The sequence below is a fragment of the Paraburkholderia sp. RL17-347-BIC-D genome, from assembly GCF_046027915.1.
GTDB lineage: Bacteria > Pseudomonadota > Gammaproteobacteria > Burkholderiales > Burkholderiaceae > Paraburkholderia.
This window is the reverse complement of the sequence record NZ_JARESS010000015.1, coordinates 144,186-165,504: the sequence shown is the minus strand read 5'-3', so window position 1 is coordinate 165,504 and position 21,319 is coordinate 144,186. Positions and strand designations below refer to the sequence as shown.

13 protein-coding genes are annotated in these 21,319 nt (G+C 60.3%); 1 reads left to right on the top strand and 12 read right to left on the bottom strand.

What is annotated here, in order from left to right:
• Position 1 precedes the first annotated feature (1 nt).
• The 7 genes from P0D96_RS21730 to P0D96_RS21700 all read right to left on the bottom strand — a co-directional run bounded on the left by P0D96_RS21730 (position 2) and on the right by P0D96_RS21700 (position 8,159).
• On the bottom strand, positions 2 to 1,672 hold the full coding sequence (locus P0D96_RS21730) for an aromatic/alkene/methane monooxygenase hydroxylase/oxygenase subunit alpha (RefSeq protein ID WP_132377163.1): 1,671 nt from the start codon (positions 1,670 to 1,672) through the stop codon (positions 2 to 4).
• Between the two features lie 469 nt (positions 1,673 to 2,141).
• On the bottom strand, positions 2,142 to 2,345 hold the full coding sequence (locus P0D96_RS21725) for a hypothetical protein (protein WP_408181359.1): 204 nt from the start codon (positions 2,343 to 2,345) through the stop codon (positions 2,142 to 2,144).
• 39 nt (positions 2,346 to 2,384) lie between these two features.
• Complete coding sequence (locus tag P0D96_RS21720) at positions 2,385 to 3,479, bottom strand: WD40 repeat domain-containing protein (RefSeq protein WP_408315227.1); 1,095 nt, start codon at positions 3,477 to 3,479, stop codon at positions 2,385 to 2,387.
• On the bottom strand, positions 3,476 to 4,498 hold the full coding sequence (locus P0D96_RS21715) for a CobW family GTP-binding protein (protein ID WP_408315226.1): 1,023 nt from the start codon (positions 4,496 to 4,498) through the stop codon (positions 3,476 to 3,478). Before P0D96_RS21715 ends, P0D96_RS21720 begins: the two co-directional genes overlap by 4 nt.
• Positions 4,495 to 4,812, bottom strand: coding sequence for a hypothetical protein (locus P0D96_RS21710; RefSeq protein WP_408315224.1), 318 nt, complete (start codon positions 4,810 to 4,812; stop codon positions 4,495 to 4,497). The genes P0D96_RS21715 and P0D96_RS21710 overlap by 4 nt, the downstream gene beginning before the upstream one ends.
• A 36-nt stretch (positions 4,813 to 4,848) precedes the next feature.
• The gene (locus P0D96_RS21705) at positions 4,849 to 5,892 is read right to left on the bottom strand and encodes an NAD(P)-dependent alcohol dehydrogenase (RefSeq protein ID WP_408315222.1); all 1,044 of its coding nucleotides are present in this window, start codon (positions 5,890 to 5,892) and stop codon (positions 4,849 to 4,851) included.
• Positions 5,893 to 6,974: 1,082 nt separating this feature from the next.
• Positions 6,975 to 8,159, bottom strand: coding sequence for a hypothetical protein (locus tag P0D96_RS21700; protein ID WP_408181349.1), 1,185 nt, complete (start codon positions 8,157 to 8,159; stop codon positions 6,975 to 6,977).
• Between the two features lie 1,756 nt (positions 8,160 to 9,915).
• Between P0D96_RS21700 and P0D96_RS21695 the strand changes: the two genes are divergently transcribed.
• Positions 9,916 to 11,814: a serine aminopeptidase domain-containing protein gene (locus P0D96_RS21695; RefSeq protein ID WP_408315220.1), complete on the top strand. Its 1,899-nt coding sequence runs from the start codon at positions 9,916 to 9,918 to the stop codon at positions 11,812 to 11,814.
• A gap of 137 nt (positions 11,815 to 11,951) precedes the next feature.
• Here the strand turns inward: P0D96_RS21695 and P0D96_RS21690 are convergent, their stop codons facing one another.
• The 5 genes from P0D96_RS21690 to P0D96_RS21670 all read right to left on the bottom strand — a co-directional run bounded on the left by P0D96_RS21690 (position 11,952) and on the right by P0D96_RS21670 (position 20,762).
• Positions 11,952 to 13,313, bottom strand: coding sequence for a sigma-54-dependent transcriptional regulator (locus tag P0D96_RS21690; RefSeq protein ID WP_408315218.1), 1,362 nt, complete (start codon positions 13,311 to 13,313; stop codon positions 11,952 to 11,954).
• Complete coding sequence (locus P0D96_RS21685) at positions 13,303 to 15,168, bottom strand: sensor histidine kinase (RefSeq protein ID WP_408315261.1); 1,866 nt, start codon at positions 15,166 to 15,168, stop codon at positions 13,303 to 13,305. The genes P0D96_RS21690 and P0D96_RS21685 overlap by 11 nt, the downstream gene beginning before the upstream one ends.
• A gap of 91 nt (positions 15,169 to 15,259) precedes the next feature.
• On the bottom strand, positions 15,260 to 16,651 hold the full coding sequence (locus P0D96_RS21680; RefSeq protein ID WP_408315216.1) for a 2-hydroxycarboxylate transporter family protein: 1,392 nt from the start codon (positions 16,649 to 16,651) through the stop codon (positions 15,260 to 15,262).
• A 70-nt stretch (positions 16,652 to 16,721) separates the two neighbouring features.
• Entirely contained in the window at positions 16,722 to 19,427 is a 2,706-nt protein-coding gene (locus P0D96_RS21675; RefSeq protein ID WP_408179213.1) for a CoA-binding protein, read from the bottom strand.
• A 42-nt stretch (positions 19,428 to 19,469) separates the two neighbouring features.
• Positions 19,470 to 20,762, bottom strand: a complete 1,293-nt coding sequence (locus tag P0D96_RS21670; protein WP_408315214.1) for an ATP citrate lyase citrate-binding domain-containing protein — start codon at positions 20,760 to 20,762, stop codon at positions 19,470 to 19,472.
• Between the last annotated feature and the right edge of the window lie 557 nt (positions 20,763 to 21,319).

The window sequence follows — 21,319 nt, the reverse complement described above, 5'->3', positions numbered from 1 at the left end:
GTCAATTCACCGGATTGATCTTGAAGCCGGCGCGATACTCGGCAATGTGTTTCTCGCGCTGCTCCGGTGTCATGGCGCGCAGCAGCACGATCGGGCTCTGGATCGTGTTGCCGCGCACGTGGTCGAGCGTCCACATCTGCTTGTCGTCAAAGCGCAGATGGGGCTGCGGCACGAGCGTCTTGCCGTCGCTGCGCACAAAGCCGAGATCCTTGATGCAATCAGCCAGATCCCAGCCGTGGTAGCACTCTTCCCATTGGCGGCGTCCGCTGAAGCGGCCCATAGCCGGGGTCGGTCTGCCCTCGTATTCCGGCGCGAACGCCACCTTATGCGTCCAGCGGCACAGCTCCGAGCAATACGTATACAGTTGGCCGTCGACCTCGTCCACCACGAAGTCTTCACGGATCAGACAGGGCACCAGACAGCTCCAGCAACGGTGCGGATACACGTAACCGTTTTCCTGATCGAACAGCATGTTGGTTTCGCCCGGCACACTCTTCTTCGCGTACCACTTCCAGAAGTCGCCGAATTCGGCGTACCAGCCCGGGTACTTGTGTTCGAACCATTCGAAGTCTTTTTCGGTCTGCGCTTCAATGCGCCAGAAGTTGACGGGCCAGCCCACGGAGAAGAACTGTGCGACTTTGTGGACATAGTTCTGCTTGACAATGCGGTCCCAGGCGGCGGCTACGTCGTCGTGGTGAATCTTGATGCCGTACTTTTCCAGCGGCAGCATGTAGGTGCGGTAGTAATCCTCGTAGATCCACCGGTGCCACAACTCGGCGTACGATTCCTTGTTCTTGTCGCGGTCCGTGGTGCCGTACTCGATGAAGGTGCCAATAGCGGCATCGACGATCGCGTGGTTCTGCCAGAACGCATAGCGCAGGTCACGCTCGAGCAGCAGATGGTTGTCCGGATCGTTGATGATCGACATCACCAGCGAGTGACCATTGCCGATGTGGCGGCTTTCGTCAGACTGCACCGAAAGGAACACGGTCGGCAACGCGTAGTCGCCGTTGCGGGCGGCTTCCGATGGCATCGCGACAAACAGCGTGTTCGTGAACGCCGTTTCGGCCACCACCTGCAGGAACACGTTAGCGGCCGTAACCGCATCGCCGGTGAGGAAGCCCTCGGCGAACTGACGGCCGATCGTGGTGGCATAGCACTTGCCAAATGCGGCTTCAGTAATATCGAACCCGGCCGGATCGATATAGTTTTCCATGTACCACTTTTTCAGATTCATCTGGATCGTGGAGTGCCGGAACTCGTCGACCATCTGCATCGTAAAGCCGGTGCGTAGCTCTTCACCCGGTGCGAGCCGGCCGAGCATCGCCATCGAACGCGCCGCAGAAATCTCGGGGAACGGAATGATGGCGAGGAACAGCTTCATCCATTCGACCCAACGGGGCTGGACGTTGCGGAACATGTCGCCGCGCAATGCCGCGTCGAGTGCGCCGTAGACGCGGTTGTCCTTTTCCTCCTGCATCGGAAAATAAGAGCGCAGCACCTGTTTCATCGGGTCGCGTGGCGCCTTGCTGATCTTGTAGTCCGTCGGGAAGGTCATGGCCTCCTGGACGTAACTCGGAGTCCAACCGAGATCGGCAACGCGGCGTGCCGCTTCGCCAATGCTGATCCCGCGCTGGGACGTGATCTTGTTGAGCGTTAATCCATCAGACATTGAGCTCTCCTAGTTCCATTTCGATAACTGTCGCAATGCGACGCTTCGGGCAGGGCCGGCTACCGCCAGGACCAGAGTCAACAACACGGGCGGGCCGTCTCTTTGGCAAGCGAAAAGTTCGGGAGAAGGAACGGAAGGACAAGCCTGTTGGGCCGGTCTTCATTGATCGTGTCTCCTGCTGTTTTCGGCTCGCGTTTTGTGACGTCGACGCTTCCGGTTTGACCTGCACTGATAGAGCGATAAGCGTGCCAGAAGGAATTCTTTATTCCGCATCAAGCCTGGTAACGAGCACGGGCTTTTGCCAGAAATTCTTGCAGTGCGCCATGTTGTGTTCTGCGACAACTCCGCCTCACGACGCTGTCCGATATTGGGACGTTTGGATCGGGTGGCGAGTGCTGAATCGATCGTCTATATTATTTCGGATACCATATTTTCAGTGACGGCTATCGGGGCGAACCGTGGCACGCTGCTACGTCGCAACGCTGCCGTGGCTTTCACCCGTAAGAATCACGCTTCGGGCAGCGCCGTCGGGCTCTTTTCCTTCGGCGACAAAGCGTGCCGTAAGAATTAGCGCGCCTAGCGCGAAGTCCTTGCCGTACGCTTCGATCATCTCGTCCGACACGGCGCCAAGGCGCTCGAAGAACTGCTCTTTGGGTGTGTGTCCGTTATGCATGTTTGTCTCCGTTTTGACATGGATGGAAGCACCGCCCGTTTATCCGCGGCGTCCGAAGCGGAACAGCTCGTCGGGCAGAAACACCAGCGCCAACTCGCCCGCCTCGGTTCCCAGAGCGAGCCGCCCACCGTCCGGCGACCAGGCCATCGCGCTGACCGCACTGTTGCCGGAATCCTTGATAAACAAAATGTCGCTACTGCCTGGCTGACACAGCAACACCGCACCGCTGTGATAACCCACCGCAATCAGCGGATGAGCCGGATGGCAGGCCACCTGGCTTACCGGCGCCTTGCCGAGAACGCCGCATTCGTGTGGTTCGTCGTTCGCGCCGGGCGGATCGAAGCGCCAGCACACTGCGCGCATGCCGCCGCTGGTGGCGAGAAAGCGGCCGTCAGCGGAAAACGATAGCGAGCGCGGCTGGCCGGGATAGCCGCCCATCTCGATGTCCGCGCCGTCGGGCAGCCGCCAGCCATGCAGCGCATTCTCTTCCATACCGCTCACGAGATAGCGGCCATCAGGGCTCCACGCCACGTTGCGGTGATAGCCCGGCCACGCAAGCTGACGCTCCCGGAGCGTGTCGGCTGCCCACAGCGTGACGCCACCATGATGCGAGATCGCCAGTTGTGTACCAGTTGGGTCGAAAGCCAGCGATGTCGCCGATCCGGGCAGCATCAGGCAGGCAGGTTTGGCCCCAAGCCAATGAATCCGGCGACCGCTTGCATAGACTCGACCACCCGCCTGGCTGGCGGCCACGCGGTCGATCCATGCGCCGGCTTCATGCGCGACGAGTTCGCTCGTGCCATCGAGGCGCAGATGGACGAGACGGCCATCATCACCACCGCTCAAGAAGCCGCCCGCAGGGTCGGCGGCAAGGGCCAGGCACGTGCCCTCATGCACGCTGAAGCGCGCGAGCGGCGCGGGTGGTGCCTGCGCCTGCACGACCTCGACGCCGCCGCTCTCGCGTGGTTTGAGTCGAGGGCCGCCGTCCCAGACACCCGTGGCGAGCGCAAGCGTGCCGTCACCGAGGGCGAATCCAGCGGATTGCCCCGCCGCGTCCCACACGACTTCGACGACGGACGCGTCGGTGACCCAACACGCCCCGAGCAGTTCGATCAGAACGGGAGGCGCGTTCATGAGTCGATCTCGCAGTACCGGATGCTCTCCCGCAACTCGCGCCGGTCGAGATTGCGGCCGATAAACACGAGGCGGCTGTCACGGTGTTCGCCGGCTCGCCAGGGCCGGTCGAAATCCGTATCCATCGTCATGTGCACGCCCTGAAACACGAAGCGACGCTCCGATCCGGCGAGATCGACAATCCCTTTTGCACGCAACAGGTTCTGGCCTTGCTCGACCACCAACTGCTGCAGCCAGGAGAGGAAGCGCGTGCGTTCGAGCGGGCGCTCGACACGCAGCGATACACTGTCGATACCGTGACTATGGCGACCCTGTTTGACGGGGGCGCCTGCACGAAGCGGCACGTAGTGGTAAGTCCGCTCGCCGCGTGATGATTCACCGCCCTCACCCGCCGATGTGGCAAGCGCCATGCGCTTGAGATCGAACGCGCCGCGATCGAGCAGCGCGGCAAGCGGTATTTCGCAGCGCACACTGGTCCGCCATTCCACGGTCGGGTTGATGCGCCGCACGGCGTCCTGAACCGAAGCGAGACCGGCCGGATCGACGAGGTCGATCTTGTTGATCAGTACGATGTCGGCCTGCGCGAGTTGCTCCGCGGCCTCGCGGCTGTCTGCGAGGCGCGCCTGCAAATGCGCGGCATCGGCCACGCAGATTACGCTGTCGAGCCGCGTGCGCTGCCGGATCTCATCATCGATAAAGAAGGTTTGCACCACCGGCGCGGGGTCAGCCAGACCGGAGGTTTCGATCAGGATCCCGTCAAAACCGTCCTTACGCTTGACCAGCGCCGCCACCACGCGAATCAGATCACCGCGCACCTTGCAACAGACACAGCCGTTGTTCAATTCGATGACCTCGTCTTCCGCGCCGACGACGAGACCACCGTCAATGCCGATCGCGCCGAACTCGTTGACGATCACCGCATAACGCCGGCCGTGCTGCTCGCGCAGAATGCGATTGAGCAGCGTGGTTTTGCCAGCGCCGAGAAAGCCGGTGAGCACCGTAACCGGAATCCGATTCATTGCCAGCCCCCTTGTGTCTCAGACGAAGCTCGACTGTCCAGTTGAGCCAGCTCGTTCGCAAGCCGCTCCCGCTCGGATTCGATCGCCCGCAACGCGCTTTCGGCCTCGCCGAGGCGCTCGCGCAATTGCTCGATATGCGACGTTCCTTCTGGCGACACACCGTCGCGCTCCTCGCAAGCCAGTGCGCACGCCAGTTCGATCTCCGCGCCCGCGCGTCTGCTTTCTCCGCGCAAGTGGTGGGAATTGACTTCGGTCAGTGCAATAACCAGACGCATGCGCTCGAAAAGCGCGGCTGCATCACGTTCCACAGTCACGGCGATCTCCACGTTGAGGTGCGCCCGTCGAGGCGACTACGGAATCAACACCGCCCGGCCTTTGACCTTGCCGTGGTGCAGATCCTTGAGCGCCTGGTTCGCCTCGCTCAGACGGTATTCGCGGGTTGACAGATGGACGAGGCCACGGTCGGCGAGCGCCATCAGTTCGACGAGTTCGGGATACGTGCCGACCAGGTTGCCGACGATCGTCTTCTCGCTGGTGATCATGTCGATGGTCGGCAACTCGATCTTTCCGCCATAGCCAACGATGTAATAGAAGCCCGCGTTGCGCGTCATGGCGAGGCCCTTTGCGATTGCGTCGCCTTCGCCGACAAAATCGATCACCGCTTCGGCGCCGTTGCCGCCCGTCAGTTCGAGTACGCGCTCCACTTCATCACCGTCGCCCTTGACCGTGTGATGCGCGCCGCAATCCTTCGCAAGCTGCAGCGCGACCTCGGAGCGGTCGACTACGATGATTTCAGCCGCGCAAAGCGCGTTCAAAACCTGAATACCGATGTGCCCCAGACCACCGCCGCCGATCACGACGGCAAACTGACCGGGGAGCAAATGGCGCGACGCTTTTTTCGCAGCGCGGTACGCGGTCAAGCCGGCGTCGGTATACGGTGCGACGTCCTTCGGCGCGAGCGATTTCGGCAACTGGATCAGCGAGCGTTCGCCCGTCGCCAGATATTGCGCGTAGCCGCCGTTGGCATTGATGCCGGGAAACCGGCTCTCCGTGGCGTGCATATCGTCGCCACGACGGCAGGCGAGGCAATGTCCGCTCGTTACGAGGGGATGGCAGATGACCGGGTCGCCCACCTTGACACTCTCCACCCCGCGGCCCACTTCTTCGACCCAGCCGGCGTTTTCGTGGCCCATGATGTAGGGCAACGTCACATCGACCTTGCTGCGCCAGATGCCTTCCACGACGTGCAGATCGGTGCGGCACACACCGGCGCCGCCAATCCGGACGATGACATCAGTGGGTCGCTCGATCTTCGGATCGTCGACATCTTCGTAGCGCACGAATTCTTCACGAGTCAATGACTCGTCGTACTGATGTAGCACGGCAGCTTTCACTTTTGTCTCCTCCGTTTATGTATGGCCGGCAAATGCACGAACCATACGAGCGGCGCTTTTGCGCGGCGCCGACACAGACTAGGCAATGTCCATGCCAAAGGAGAAGGAAGCGATCGCGCCTCCCTAAGAAGGCGCGTGAGCATGGGAAGCGGTGCTATCCGCAGCGACCAGATGGCTCGCGTGCTGGAGCACTGTCGCAAAATCGGACGCTTAGTGTGGGTGGGGATCGGCGGCTTGTCCGAAAATGGGACGCATCCGGCATGAAGGCTTGCTGACGCCGCGCGGAATTTCGAATTGCCAGTAGCGGGACATCATCGCCCGGCTAGCTGCGTGCCTGCGCTCTTGCCCGACATACCCGGCGTCGTCCAACTCGCCTGTTTGTGCGTTCTCGAAACGCGAAGTACCACGATGTCTGATCCGCCTGGTTTCAGGATGTGGGAATGCTCAGTTCCCTGCCCGTCTCGGCGACGCGACCGCTAAGTCAAGGCAATTCCAGGCGAATTTCCGAGCTCGATGTCGCGATGCATCGAAGCCGGCATCGTGACCGATAAGGTGCCGCAGACTGCGACGCGGTCTTCGGCGAAGTGGCTGGTCAGTGTGACGCCCTTCGCCTTAAGGCGCTCACCCATTACTAAGTCCACTCACGAAGCGCCGCGGTGTCAGTTCCTTGAACGGAAAGCTAAACCGCCAAGTTGCACTGAATAACGCGGAGGACCCATGCGGCGAAGCTATAAAGCGGAAATGGTATTGTGAGATTTTTCACAGACTTCGCCCATTAACGCCAGAATGCTGCGTTTTTTTATTTGATTGGCGGATTTAACCGAACAGACCGGCGGATTCAACTGAGGTATAACGCATCAACTTAGCTCTTGCGCGCCAAACATATGAATCGATCGTCGGATGAGAAATCGCTCGAAGAAACTTCCTTCCGACAAGAAGGCTTTTCTATGATTCCGGCAAACTGGAGCGTCGCTGATTTTTAACTACCCATCGCCATTTTCCTCTGGAGAATGTTCCACCAGACGATTAAACAGCCGGGGCGCGATCCATTGCGGCATCGCGCCACCGACTAAACAATCACATCACCCGATGCGCGCGTTGGTGACCGTCACCGTCGGGCCGCCCTTGTCCCAGTCTTCCAGGCTCATCGCGCGTTTCCAGACCGGATTGGCGCTGGTAATCGATCCGTTCACGACGTAGCCGTTCAGATGGAGGCCCTGAACGTTGAACGAGCCGCCGGGACTGCCCGTATCCGTATGACCGGTAATGCTGATGCTGACCGTCTTGTTGACCGGACCTGGCAAGAAACCGAAATAAATGAGAATCCCGCCACCGGCGCAATTATTCGTCGTCGGGCTGACGATGCGAATGTTTTCAAACACGGCGGTATTATCATTCGGTTCGATATCAAGACCGCATCCGGGTTGCGTTCCTCCTATATTTTCCCAAAGCGGAGTATTGAACGTAATCCCGCTACCACTAATAATCGATACACCCTGGCGACGGCATCCGGTCGCATGGTGAGAATTGACCGTAATGTTTTTGCTGTAGGAACTACTCTGCCTATCGCTATTATTGATATAAATTCCGTCGCCCCAGCAATTAATCGTGGTCGGGGACGTAATGGTGCAATTCGTCGCGCCATTAATCGAAATCCCCATTCCCCATTCCCCCGACTTCGCCGAATTCAATTCCTTGCTGCCGTCGAGATACGGGCTTTCGAGCGTGACGTTGCTTACGTCCGCCAATCGAAGAATTTCATAAGTGTCGGTATTATGCGGGAGCAACTTGATCGAAGCGCCGCTTGCAAATCGCACATGGCTATTGGTACGCAGATCGAGACCGGCCGAATCGATCCGGCTCTTTCCGGTAATCAGCAGAATCTGCCCGATGGAGCCGTCGATGGCGCGCTGAAGCGCGGCGCGATCGTTGGTCGTTCCATCACCCTTTACGCCGAAAGACGTGTCGAGAAGAACGCCATCGGTGTTTGACGGCGTGCTCGCTGGCGTGCTCGGCGCAGCCGGCGTGCTCGCGCCGGCCGGGGAACTGGCGCCGCTCGGGGAACTGGCGCCGCGCGGATTCGAGGCACCGCCGCCGTGCCGGCCTCTGTTCGCTACCGCGTCGACATTGGCGGGATCGCTGCCGCCGCCGCATGCGGCGAGCACAAGTGCACCGCTGCCGGCCAATAACGATGTCAGAAATTTACGACGGACCGCGAGTTGAGTGTCAGAAACTGAGAGTGTTGCAGCTGGTGTATTCTTAATCATTCAAGTCGTTCCAACTATGCCGGCGCGATCGAAAAGCCAAAACCCAAGCAGACGACCTCGACCGCACAGGCGTTTAAAGGGAAATTAAGCGAGATAACGGGCGCAAAAAGCCCGAACGCTTACATACGCACTACCCCGCGTATTCGGCGATGCGAATACGCGAAGGTGCGAGCGAATTCCCGAAGAAATCTCCGCTTAAAGCAAAGAGAACTTCAGGATTGGTAAAGCAGGGTCTTCCGGAAGGTATCGCCAGACCTGCATTTCGATGACGCAAAGCGCCGATGAGAGCAGAAGAATAGCTAGACGGTAAAATATTACCGTCTTTTAACAATCGTATCAGATTACCAAAGTCAGTTCTACGTCACACTTGTTACAACATGTACGTCATATCATCATACTTTTTACCAAACACGGAACAAATTTCCTGAACATCCCCATTTGTATGGATGTCAATACCGATGATTTTGGATGTTGATTTTAAACGTATGAAGAATAATCGGGTACACGCATTGTGTCAGTTAAATCTGATTTTAACCGTATGAGTAATTTGGTTGAAAGAAAATAATTGAAGAGAGATTGCGCCTGAAACTCCTGGGTTCCAGGCGCATGGGAAGCGCGGCGACTCACACTGCTCTCGCAATTCTCGGCAAGCGCCGATCAGTCTGCGCGCGAGCATATTCGCGACCGTCGCGAGGTTCGACGACGAGACAGGTATGTGCGCCGTCGACGTTCTTCACCATCAGGCCCAGCCGGGGGAAGATCGGCGATCACGTCCGGCACGAATGCAGCCGGAAATCGATTGGAACTGCGGCCGCTTGATGTGTGAGCACAGCGCATCGAGTGCGAACTGTTCGCCGGGTTCGACTCCCGCGTCCTCGCTCATGCTCAGATATTCCGAACTCATGCCGAAACGGTCGCGCGCTCATCGGCGACGAGCCGCTATAGCGGTCAACGCCGACGACTCCTCCGGCGCGATCTCCCGACCGAGAAGGCTTTGCGCGTAATTCAACTCGAGCTTGGGAAGAAGCGCGCAAAACGCTCGCCGGTGTGAAGACCTCAAGCGCCGCGCCAAAGCGCGACATGCGTGTCTGAGCGACTCGCTCCGATATGTTGTGAAACAAAGGTTCGCGCGCGTACATGCGCACGCCTCCCCTGAAGAAGTTCTCGCGATTCGTCCGCGCACCCGTATTGGAACAACGCGTCATAGCGTATTTATCTGTCGTCCGGCTGGCACCGGCGAACAGTCGCATTCCAACAATGCCCCGTACTTGACGATGAGCTCCGCTCCCTCGCATACAGATTACTGCGCCGGGCAACAATGCTATGTGCGAACTCCCACAGTCCCGAGTGGCATCACGATAAAGCGCGCGGGTTACGGGTAAAGCCTCAATCGACTCTTCGAAAGAGATATGCGTAGTCCTCGGCCGCGTCCCCGAGCACTCGTTGAAAATACAACCTTTCCATCCACCGTGGAGCTTTAGCGCCACACGGTGGCAACTGCTTGCAGCGCGATCTCATCAATGCCCTGTGTCCAGGTCAACTTCGTTCCCTGCTTCTGCAGTGTTGTTTAGCGCACCGAACTCATTTCTAAAGAGCGATCCAATCGATCGAAATGCTCAAAACAAAAAAGAGGTTCGACACTCATGCGCTACGAGACAAGAACATTGCGCGGCGAAGTTGCAAAAGAGGCTGCAACATCCGCTCTTTGCCACCCGGCCATAACAGGCGACGATAACCAAGCCGGTCGAGGTAACCCATGAGGCCGATCGCATTCGGTGGACGATTTGGATGGCTTCATCCTGGGCATGGCACACATGGCGTGGTGATCTGCAGTCCTTTTGGCCATGAAGAGCCGTGGTGCCACAAGGGCATCCGTTACCTCGCCGAAGAGCTGTCCGCGTACGGCATTCCCGTGCTGCGCTTCGACTATCTGGCAACGGGAGACTCCGTAGGCGTCGACGGCAATGCCCATCACCTCGATGCCTTCGTGTCCGATACCGTAGCGGCCGTCGAGCGGCTCAAGGAACAAACCGGTGTGACGAGCGTGACGCTCTGCGGTTTGCGTTTCGGTGCGGCCGTGGCAGCATTGGCGTCGCGTCGATGCGCGGCCGACTCGCTCGTGTTGCTCGCGCCTGTCACACGCGGGCACGCCTATCTGCGCGAACTGGCGGCAGTGCGCAAGGTCTGGCTCGACAATCTCGTCCCGCCCTTGCGTGCCGCGCAGCGCGACAGGCCGTTTAACGTGCTCGGACAGGTTTACAGCGACCGGCTTTGCGGTGAACTGGAAGCGCTCGATCTCTCGAAGTCAATGGACGAACACGCTTCGTTACCCGCACGCGTTCTCGTGCTCGATGCACGTTTCCGCGCTAGCGCCGCACTGTGTTCGACGCTGCGCGGACGCGGCGTCGAGGTCGAAACGAGCATGCTGGAAGGCTACTTCGAATATGTGGATGAGACGAAGTCGTCGGTCGTGCCGGCTCGCTCGTTTGACCGGGCCGTGCAGTGGATCGTGGACGGCGCCCCGGGCACGCGCGTCCAAAGGTCGGGGAATAAAGGCGCACGGCCGAGCGTATCACTCGACGACGAAGCGATCATCGAAACGCCCGAAGCCCGCGAGCACCCGGTCATCTTCGGCGCCAACGGCCTGTTCGGCATCCTGTGCGAACCGCGCGGCAGGCTCGCGTTCGGGCCCGTCATGCTGATCACCAATACCGCCGGCAGCGTGCATCACGGCGATAGCCGGCTGTCGGTTCGCATCGCGCGTGAAATGGCTCGGCGCGGCATCGCATCCATGCGTATCGATGCGCGCGGCATCGGCGACAGTCCGCCGCGCACCGCACAAGGGCCGCTCGATCTGGTTCCGTCGATTCATGCATCCACAACCATCGAGGATGTCGCGACGGCAGCCGCCTGGCTCAAGCGCAAGGGCTATCACACGGTCATCTCGTTCGGGATCTGCTCGGGTGCCTACAGCGCCTTGCACGCATCGCTCGTGGAGCCGACGCTCACGGCCGTCATCGCGGTCAATATCGCGCGCTTTTACATACCCCCAGGCATGTCGATGGCGGAGTTGGAGGAGGAGCAGCGCAACTCGATGAAGCGTGTCGGGCCTGCGATATTCAAGCCGTCCAAGTGGTGGCTCGTCCTGAGCGGAAAGCGCAAGTTCCGGCCCATCGCGCAGGCCGTCGCTTCGAACCTGATCGCGCGCCTGCGTTCGCATACGCTGGGCGTGACCGGCAACGGTGCCGGCGCGGCCGAAGCCGCTACGGACCCGCATAGCGTCGTTCATGCGCTCGAACGCAAAGGCGTGCAGACTCTCTTCATCTACGGTTCAGGCGACGAAGGGATGGAGCAGTTCAACGCGCATTTCGGCAAACGCGGAAAGAAGCTGGCGCGCTTTTCGAATGTCAAGGCGGTTGTTTATGACGAGCTCGATCACGCGCTTTTCGATCCGCGAGCATCGGCGAAGGTCATTGCGCTAAGCGAGGCGTTCATCAAGGATCTGCACGAGAAGGCGGTGGCGCCCAAGGTCGTCGATCCGGTGTTGGCCATGTCGCAGCAGCGTGGGCAAGAAGCCGGAGCTCGGGCATCCGACGATGGCTCAAGACAGGCTCCGTCTGTCTTGACCCGCGCTCCACTACGGAGAAGGTGGTGAAAACGATTTGTGCGGGTGCCTTTGCAAGCGGTGTTGGTAATAATCATCGTGCTGGCCGATATGACTCACTATGTCGCGTGCGGCACCGTATCCCGCGCATTGTGGAAAGGCACATGATCCATAGGTCTGACCGACTCTCACACGTCGAGCCCTTCGCTTTGCGCGTCTCCAGCCGAAAACTTCAATTGGCGCACCTTGTGATACAGCGTCTTTTTCGGCATTCCCAGTTCCGCGCTGGCCTCAGCAATGTTTCCATTGTGCCGGCGCAGCATATCTTCGATCAGCATGTGCTCAAAATGCGCAAGTTGCTCCGCAAGCGTTCCGCTTTTGATTCGCTGACTGCCGTTCGGCAACAGACAATCGCCGCCGAGACCCAGCACGAATCGGTCCGCGACGTTCTGCAGTTCCCGCACATTGCCCGGCCACTGGTGCGACATCAGCTCGGAGATCTGCGATGCCGACACAATCGGAGCGGACTGCCCGAAACGAACCGCGGCAGCGAGTACAAAGTGCTCGAATAGCAGCGGTACGTCTTCACGACGTTCGCGCAAAGGCGGCAATTCGATCTGCGCGACGTTCAGCCGATACAGCAAGTCGGCCCGGAAACGTCCATCTGTCGAAAGCTCGGCGAGATCCGCCTTCGACGCAGCCACGATCCGGCAATCGACGGCGATCTCCTCGTTTGCGCCCAGCCGTTCAATTCGGCGTTCCTGCAGTACTCGCAGCATCTTGATCTGCAGTGCGATGGGCATGGTTTCGATCTCATCGAGAAAGAGCGTGCCGCCGTTGGCCCATTCGATTTTGCCAATGCGATTCTTGATCGCACCCGTGAACGCGCCGGCTTCATGACCGAATAACTCACTTTCGAATAGCTGCTCCGGTAGACCGCCGCAATTGAGCGCAACGAAATGATGATCGCGGCGGCCGCCGAAATCGTGCAGCCCGCGCGCAATCAGTTCCTTGCCCGTGCCAGTTTCTCCCGTAATCAGCACTGACACAGATGTATCCGCGAGCCGCAGGATCTTCCTACGAACCTCGACGATCGCGGGTGACTTGCCGAGCACAAGGCCTTCTATGCCTTTCCAGTTTCGCAGCGCCGCGCGCAAGCCCTGTACTTCGAGCGTCAGACGGCGCTTCTCGACAGCGCGCGCCACTCGACTCGCGATGTGGTCCGACGAGAAAGGCTTTTCAATGAAGTCGTAGGCGCCCGTTCGCATCGCACCCACCGCGGTCGCGATGTCCGCGTGCCCGCTGATCAGTACGACCGGGATCTGCGCATCGACCGCGAGGACGCGTTCGAGCAACTTCAGGCCGTCGATGCCCGGCATCCGAACGTCGGACACGATCACCACCGGCGCCCCCGGCGTGGCCTCCGCCAGCGCCTCAGCCGCAGCCGCATAAGCCCGCACAGGAAATCCCGCCAGGGCAACCGCCTGCTCGACGCCGAGACGAACGTTCTCATCGTCCTCGACTACAACAACGCAAATCTCATCGCCCATTTGCTGTCTCCTGTGCCGTCGTCTCGGAGAATTCGATCGTGAATTGTGCACCGCCGTCGGTTCGATTGGCGGCGAAGATTCGCGCCCCAAAGCCGTTGACAAGACGGGAGGTGATAGCGAGTCCGAGTCCCAGGCCGTGCCCTCGCGGCTTCGTGGTAACGAATGGTTCGAACAGATGCGACAGCACCTCTGGCGCGATGCCGGGGCCACTGTCACTGACGCTGAAGAGCACGCGGCCCGGCTGCTCATTTCTGGAAGCTTCGATGGAAATAATACGCTCGGCCTGGCCGGCGACTGCATCGAGCGCATTGCCGAGCAGGTTGACGATCACCTGCTGCAACTGGCTCGGCTCCGCGCATATCGTCGTGCCGGCCGGGATGAGGACGTCTAGTTGCACGTGTTCGTCGCGAATTCGCGCTTCGTAGATCAGCACCGCATGCGTCACCGCCTCATTCAGTGACACGGCAACCCGTTCGAAATCAGGCTTGCGGGCGAAGGTCTTGAGTTCACTTGTCAGTACCGCCATGCTGTCGACCAGCCGCGAAATACGCTGCAGGTTTCCGATGGCAGGTGCAGGTTGATTGCGTTCGAAAAACGTGACTGCATTTTCGCAAAGCGTTTTGATGGCAACGAGCGGCTGGTTCAACTCATGCGTCAAACCGGCCGCCATCTGTCCGAGCACGGCAAGCTTGCCCGCATGCACGACCTCCTGCTGCGAGTCCCGCAGAAGCTGCTCAGCGCGTGTGCGCTCGACGATCTCCTGCCGCATCCGCTCGTTGGCCTGCGTCAGTGCCGCCGTGCGCTCGCGAACCGTGATCTCCAGTCGATCATTGGCGCTGCGCAAGGTGTCCTGTGCCTTTAGTTTTTCCGCAATTGCGCGACGGCGCTGGATCGCATAGAGGCAATAAAGACCCACGATGAGGAAGGCCCCCGTGACGAACGCGAGCGCGATTTGCTGCTGGTGCCGCGCACCGGCGATGTCGAGCAGAACGAGGATCGAATCGCCGGCCTGCGGCGCGGTTCGCGACATCGCCAGATAGCGCCGCTCGTGGCCAGGGTGAGCCCAGTCGGGAAAGCGTGCAAACCACGCCGAGGTACCCCAATCATCGAGACGCCGATACGGCAGCGCTTCAACGCTGCGGCCCGCGTATTGCCGCGACGCCTGGATCCGGTGCTGCTGCTCAGCGGTAATCGGTCTAAGCGCGGTGAACTTCCACGCCGGAATCGTCGAAATGACAATTACGCCATTAGCGTCGATCACCATCGCCGCTTCGCCCGGCGTCCTCCACGCGGATTCGAGCGCGTCGACGCTTACCTTGACTGCCGTCACACCGATCGGCCCACCCGCATCCCTCACCGCGCTCGCGAAATAAAGGCCGGGCATGCCGGTGTTGGTACCGATGCCGAAAAAGCGACCCGCGCCATGCGCGAGCGCGTCCTGGAAATACGGTCGATAGGACACGTTTGTGCCGACGAAGCTCTCTGGCCGATTCCAGTTGCTCGCGGCAATGACCAAGCCGTGCTGGTCGATCACATCCACGGCAACGCTGCCGGCCTCGTGATTCACTGCGTCGAGATAGGTATTCACCGTTTGTAGAAGTCCGGCCGCCGGGTCGGGCATCGCGCCCAACAATGCACGCACGCTTTCCTGTCGCGCGACGATGGAGGGCATCATCTCGTACCGGCCGAGTTCGCTTTTGAGGCTGGCGGCATACAAGTCGAGCCGGTGTGTGCCGATTTCCGCCAGCGCATTGATCGACCGGTCCCACGCAAACTCGACCGCGGCGGCAGCCGCGCCGAAGTAAAGCGCGGCTGCCGCCACCAAGCCCCACAATGGAATACCGCTTTTCCTCATGCTCAAGGTCGCCCCACCGGTCGCCCGATTGCAGAATGACCGCCGACTCCGACGTGCAGAGCGGCGTCCCGGCGGTCGCCAATAGCAATGATCATCCCATGTGCGCCAGCACGATCAACGTGATCGTGACGACAATCGCCCCGCCGATGCGGGTGGCGATCTGCGCAAACGGCATGAGTTGCATGCGGTTGGCGGCTGTGAGGATGGCAACGTCACCGGTCCCGCCCTGCCCACTGTGACAGGCGTTCACGATCGCCGTGTCGATAGGGTACATCTTCAACATGCGTCCGACCACAAAGCCGGTCCCCATTAGGGTTGCCACTGTTGCGACGATGGTGATGATGTTGGCTAACGTGAACGCCGCCATCAGTTTGTCCCACGGCGTCATCGCCACGCCGATCGCGAACAGCAACGGATAGGTAACGGCCGTCGAGAAGAACTTGTAGACGACAAAGGCCCCTTCCTGCAACGGCGGCGACACTGCCCGGGCGAGCTTGACCAGCACCGCGAGAAACAACATGGCCACCGGCGCCGGCAGCCCGAACATGTTGCGACACATCAGCCCCAGCAGGTACAGCGTGATGGCGGTGATTCCCGCCGCTGCGATATGGGAGACGTCGACATGTCCGCGAATTTCCTCCTGCACCGGATCCATTTCGTCTTCCTCTCCGACTTGCAGACGGCCCTGACCCGTGAGATGTGGAAGCCGTTTTCCGACCATGTCGAGCGCCCCTGCAAAGATGATCGCGGTGAGACTGCCGAGCATCACCGGCGGCAGCACCTGGGCGAACAGTTCGCCCTGCGGCAGATGAAGGATTTCCGAATAACCGATCGACAACGGTATTGCGCCTTCGCCGATGCCGCCCGCCATGATCGGCACCACCACATAAAAGAACGTATGGCGTGCGCCGAGGCCGAGTGCCGTGCCGACCAGCGTCCCGACAATACCTGCGGCGACCGAGCCGAGGGCGAGCGGAACGAAGATCTTGACGAAGCCCCGGATCAGCACGCGGCGGTCCATGCTCAGGATACTGCCCACGATGATCGACGCAATGAACAGATAGAGGAAGTTGGTCGACTTCGTGAAATCCGTCGTGAGCGTGAGGATCGGCTTGGGCAGCAAATGGTAGTAGGTCAGCGCCGAGGGGATGAAAGTCGCGAAGATTGCGGCAGCTCCAATGTTTCGGACGATCGGCAGGCGCTTGCCGATCTCCGCGCAGGTGAAACCAAAAAAGGCCAGCACGGCGATCGCCATCGAGATCTCACCCGGCACCTTTCCGGTGATCGCGAAGCCCGCGATCAGCGCAAGCAGAATGACGTAGACCGGCAGCGGAATAATACCGATCCGGTATTCCATCAGCTTCCACCAGCCCTCAGGCCAGAAGTGCGGCTTGATTTGGGGTTGCTGCGCAGGCGTCGGGTGTGATGTGTGTGAAGTGATGTGCACGAAGCGTCTCCTCGCGGTTGAAAACCGGTGCTGCATTGCAATAAGCGGTCGAATGCGGCCCGGTCTTTGTCTGATCAGTGGATGGTAGTGGCAGCCTTCAGCCCGTTCATGCGACGAATCGGACATTCGCCTGAGGCGTGCGAGTGTCGAGATTTCGACCGCGATTCAGGTGGTCGTCGATCTCCGCGGCGCAGCCGATCATCCGGCCATACAGGAAGACAGTGAAGGCTGCGGTCTCGAGTGCTTCATTGGGGAAGTCGCCCGCGCGATGTCGCGCCCACAGCATCTTTAGCAGCACCGAAGCGATCACTGCATCGACGTTGACCGCGAACACGTTGCGCGTCACGTTCTCGTCGTAGAGCGCCTGCACCAGCTCCCGATAGTAGTGGTGGAACACGTTGTATTCGCCGCGAGCCTCGAAGCGCTGACGTACGAACACCTCACGTGGATCGACGTTGACGGGCTTGCCCTTGAACACCGGATGGTTGATGCAGGGCAGCGCGGTCGCTTGCTGTGCGCCGGCCTCCTTGCGCTGTGCCCGCTCCTCGCCATAGGCACGTGCGAATCCGGCGGCCATCGCCTTCAGGTCGATACCGTGCGCCGGGTCGCCGGGGTCGGACATCGCGATCTGCTCGAAGCGCTCGAGCAGGAAGGCCACGCCCTCGAAGCCATTGCCGCCATGTGCGTAGCCCGCATGCGTCAGAAAGCCAACCATTGCCTTGTTCAGTTGCACGCGCTCCGGCGTCTCGGGACCGTCCGCCGATACCGCGCCCTTCGCTCCCTGCGCGGAGATCGCCCCGGGTCCGTTAGTGAGCAGCAGGCCCACGAGTGTCTGGAATCCGAAGAGTTCGGCTTCGTCGGGCTTTCCCCCGATCAACGCGGCGCACGCAACATCGGTCAGTGAGCGTTGTCCTAGCACCTCGTCCATCGCGATACCGCAAAAACGCCCCACTTCATGTTGGCTTGCATCGACCGACGCGCCGATCAACGTTCCGAACAGGCGCATCCACCATGGCAGATTTTCGACGGTCATCCGCGATACGCGCTTACGCATCAACGGTCCCCACGCGAGCGTCGTGGTGATAGCAGCCAGCACGGCATCCGAACTCGGATGCCCGTCGAGGCTCTGTAAATAGCGGATGAACACGGACTGCGCCTCTCTTTTCGTGAGACCCGCGAGCATCGCCGTGGCCTTTTCGTCAGGCGCATCGCACGTGAGCAACGTGCGCGCCTCGGCATCGGAATGCATCGACGTGACGTCGAAAGCTTCGTCAAGCGCATCACGCAAGCCCGCCGCGGTGCCGAGTTCGACCAGCGCCCGCGCGGCCCGGCGCGCGCCGTCCGCGCGACGCGGCCCGACAATGCTCGCCGCCGCCGCGAGTACGCTGTTTGGCGCGTTGCCCGCGTCGCGTGCGGCCTGCGCCGCTGCGAGCGTCGCGTCGCCAAGCAGATTGAGCTCGGCTCCGACCGCGACGCTGACAAGCCTGGCGTCGTTCACGCCTCCCGGCTCATGCAGCAGCGCGAGACAAAGGTTGCCCTCGAGTGAATACTGCGCGGCCTGCAGCACCGGAACGCCATGCAGGCTCGTCACCTGCGTGCCCGGGTCCATCTGCGATGCGCCGGAAGCGTCCTTCATGTTCTGGCGCGGAAACACGATGCCGACCTGCTGGTTCAGTGTGGCGATCTGCGCGTCGTACGGCGACAGCGCTGCGACAACGGGCAGGTCGAGCTCGGGCGGCATGGCAATGCCGTTCGACGAACGAAACCACGGTTTGAGCGCGAGACTTCCTTCCGGCTCGAAATCCGGCCGCGCGCCGTTTTCGCGCATTACCGCAGTCAGCGCGGCCGGGATGTAGGCGATGTTGGTCACCAGCGCGCCCTTTGCACTGCATACCGGATCGTCCGGTGTGAACGGCCGGTCGACGCTGAACTTCTCCATGAACCAGCGCTCCTTGGACGCCGCGTCGTCATTGCCGCCGGCCAATGCTCCCGCATGGCCGACGGCGCGCGTCAGCTTCTGCTTCCAGCGGCCGACCACACAAGCTACCACCGGTTTGCTGAATTCCGCTTCGAGCTCGTAATAGCCGCCCGGCTCCGAGTACAGGACGGCCGCCTTGCTGCGCGCGTCGTTGGCGAGCGCGAACGCGAACTCCGGCGCCGCAAAGTGGATATAGACGTCCTTGCCGCTCGACATGAGCGTGGTCGTCCCCCACCCGGCCATTCGCAGGTAGGTGGCGATCGTCGTGGTGAAGTTGCCCGAGTTGGAGAAGATCGCTATCGAACCTTTCTTCAGCGCCTCGTCGGGACTATCGCCGCCGAGCGCACCGCCGATGCGCACGCGGTTCCATGCATCGGCGATACCGAGGCTGTTGCCGCCAAAGATGTCGATGCCGTTTTGCTGCCCCATCGCCCGTATTTCGCGCGAATCATGCACAGAGAGTTTCTCGGTGACGATGAAGATCTTCTTGAGTTCGGGGTTGACGCGAATCAGTTCGGCCACGCCATCGCGTGCGGCGGATGGCGGCAAGTAGATCACCCCGCAATTGAAACGGTGGCCGTCCTGCAGCCCTTCCAGCACGCTGTTGTACACGGGGATATTGCCAAGCGAAGTCTCGAGCACCTGTCCGCGCCGCCCCGGCGATGTGCCGAAAACGACGTTGCCACCCGAGTACACGTGCCCCACCGGCGTGACCTGCCGCGACTCGCCGCCGAGTATGTTCAGCACGCACACGCGGTCCTCGCGGCTGGCCGCCTGCGCGAGCGAACTGATGCCGACGTAGTATTTGAAATCTCCTGCACCTTGCCTGTACATGGTCTTCCTCCAGATTGATCTATGCACGCGAGTCGTGGCGGCTCATGCCTGGGCGGGCGCGCTTTGCGCACTATTGAGCCGCGCGGCGACCTGTTCGCGGCCGCCTGCCTTCATCCATCCATCCGCTGCCTTCGCGTACTGGATGACTTCGCTGATATCCGAATCGAATCCGAAGATGCTGTACGGCAGGCCGAGCGCATCGCAGGTATCGCGCATCGCACCCATGCCGCGCACGAGATTCGGTCCACCACGTCCGATCACAACGTAGAGCGGCGTCGGCCCGTTCTTGCTGAAGTGCTCGCGCAATGCATCGGCCATGGCGCGCAAAGTCTCGAAGATATCGGTGTTGTTCGACTTCCCGCCGATGATGAACAGCACGTTGGTCTGCTTCAGCCAGTGCTTGAAGCAGATGCGAGCCACTTCCTTCATCTTGTCGTAGGGCGGATTTCCACCAAAGTCCGAGGAGATGATCGCGTCGTCACCGAGCATCTCCGACACCAGCGAATTCGCCCCGCCGCCGAATGTCGGCGCGAGGATGGTGCCGCTTTCGTTGATCACGTAGACGTCGCTTTGGCCCTGGTAGGTCCGCAACTGGTTGATCTCCGATTCGAAATCGGAATAGTCGACCGAGAACACATGCGCGGGTATGTCGAGGCGCTGCCAGCGAACGTCGTCGCGGTCAAAGCCGCATTTGAAGTCGCAGGCGACGGGCGTCAGTCGGCCGTCACGACCCGGCTGCATGCGAATCGGGTTTAGTTCGAGGGTAGTCATGCCGAAGTTGTGATACAGCTCCCAGAGCTTCGGCAGGTGTTGGACCAGCGGCGAAATAATCTCTTTAGGCGCATTCAGGCGTGACAGCGCGTTGGCGACGACGAACGCCTTCAGACCGGTTAGCGGATCGAATGGCACGTGCGCGATCATGCTGGGGTCGAGTTCCTCGATATCGACGCCGCCGTGATGCGTGATCGTCATCGTCGGCGCCCTGAAACGCGTCGAATCGGTGATCGAGAAATACACTTCGTGCTGAGCCGGTACGGCGCCTTCGAAGGTCACGCCATTGGCCTTGGCCGTCTGATTGCCATGCCGGTGTTCGGCGAAGTACAGGCGCTCCTTCTCCTTCAATGCGGTCTTCAGGTCGCTCGCGCGCCCGATCAGTCCTGCCTTGCCCTTTTTGCCTATCCCGCCCTTGAACATCGGCTTCACAAACACGGAACCATGGCGATCGATGAGGGCCTTGATCTGCTCTTCACTCGCGTCCGGGCCGAGCACTTCGGCAGTTGGAAAGCCGCCGAACTTCAGCAGTTTTGCGCCGTACAACATTCCGGTGACTTGCATATCGTCTCCTTTCAGAGTTGCTTCTTGAATGAAACTGAGAGTTGGCAGCGTCGGGGGCAAGCATTGAAGAGCCCGTGACGGACGCATCTTTCCCGCCGGCCGCGTGAGGCGGTCGGTGCTGAAGTCGGTTGGGAAAAGGTGATTTGCGGTGCGCTAGCGCCGCGCGTTTGCGCAAAGGGCGATCAATCGAATCATGGGTGTCGTCTCCGTAATCGCGCCCTGAACGGACGCCTTGATGGCGTTGAACGCCTATGCATCCACTAACGCAAGGCCCATGCCAAATGATCGACGGTTGGCGAACAGACGTATGCCTTTGATTTATATGGCTTTAGTGTTGATTGAAAGTGCCGGATCGGCGGGGAAAGTCTCGAACCTCAGAATTCGCCCGCGGCGCAGGCTTAAAGTTCATCCAGCAGAACGTTGAGATTGCTCGGCAGATGTCGCTGTGGATTCAGATGGGCAGATACGGGGTTTTAATTCTATTCGCGGAAATTTTATAACGAATATATCTCGCCAGAAGTATCCTCTGCACTCCCACCGAGCATGACAGATTCCCT

Bases quoted from the DNA above. Each gene is read 5' to 3' on its own strand.
- P0D96_RS21685 (WP_408315261.1), bottom strand. From the start codon at position 15,168: ATGAGGAAAAGCGGTATTCCATTGTGGGGCTTGGTGGCGGCAGCCGCG.
- P0D96_RS21670 (WP_408315214.1), bottom strand. From the start codon at position 20,762: ATGCAAGTCACCGGAATGTTGTACGGCGCAAAACTGCTGAAGTTCGGC.
- P0D96_RS21720 (WP_408315227.1), bottom strand. From the start codon at position 3,479: ATGAACGCGCCTCCCGTTCTGATCGAACTGCTCGGGGCGTGTTGGGTC.
- P0D96_RS21675 (WP_408179213.1), bottom strand. From the start codon at position 19,427: ATGTACAGGCAAGGTGCAGGAGATTTCAAATACTACGTCGGCATCAGT.
- P0D96_RS21730 (WP_132377163.1), bottom strand. From the start codon at position 1,672: ATGTCTGATGGATTAACGCTCAACAAGATCACGTCCCAGCGCGGGATC.
- P0D96_RS21700 (WP_408181349.1), bottom strand. From the start codon at position 8,159: ATGATTAAGAATACACCAGCTGCAACACTCTCAGTTTCTGACACTCAA.
- P0D96_RS21680 (WP_408315216.1), bottom strand. From the start codon at position 16,651: ATGCAGCACCGGTTTTCAACCGCGAGGAGACGCTTCGTGCACATCACT.
- P0D96_RS21725 (WP_408181359.1), bottom strand. From the start codon at position 2,345: ATGCATAACGGACACACACCCAAAGAGCAGTTCTTCGAGCGCCTTGGC.
- P0D96_RS21695 (WP_408315220.1), top strand. From the start codon at position 9,916: ATGAGGCCGATCGCATTCGGTGGACGATTTGGATGGCTTCATCCTGGG.
- P0D96_RS21715 (WP_408315226.1), bottom strand. From the start codon at position 4,498: ATGAATCGGATTCCGGTTACGGTGCTCACCGGCTTTCTCGGCGCTGGC.
- P0D96_RS21690 (WP_408315218.1), bottom strand. From the start codon at position 13,313: ATGGGCGATGAGATTTGCGTTGTTGTAGTCGAGGACGATGAGAACGTT.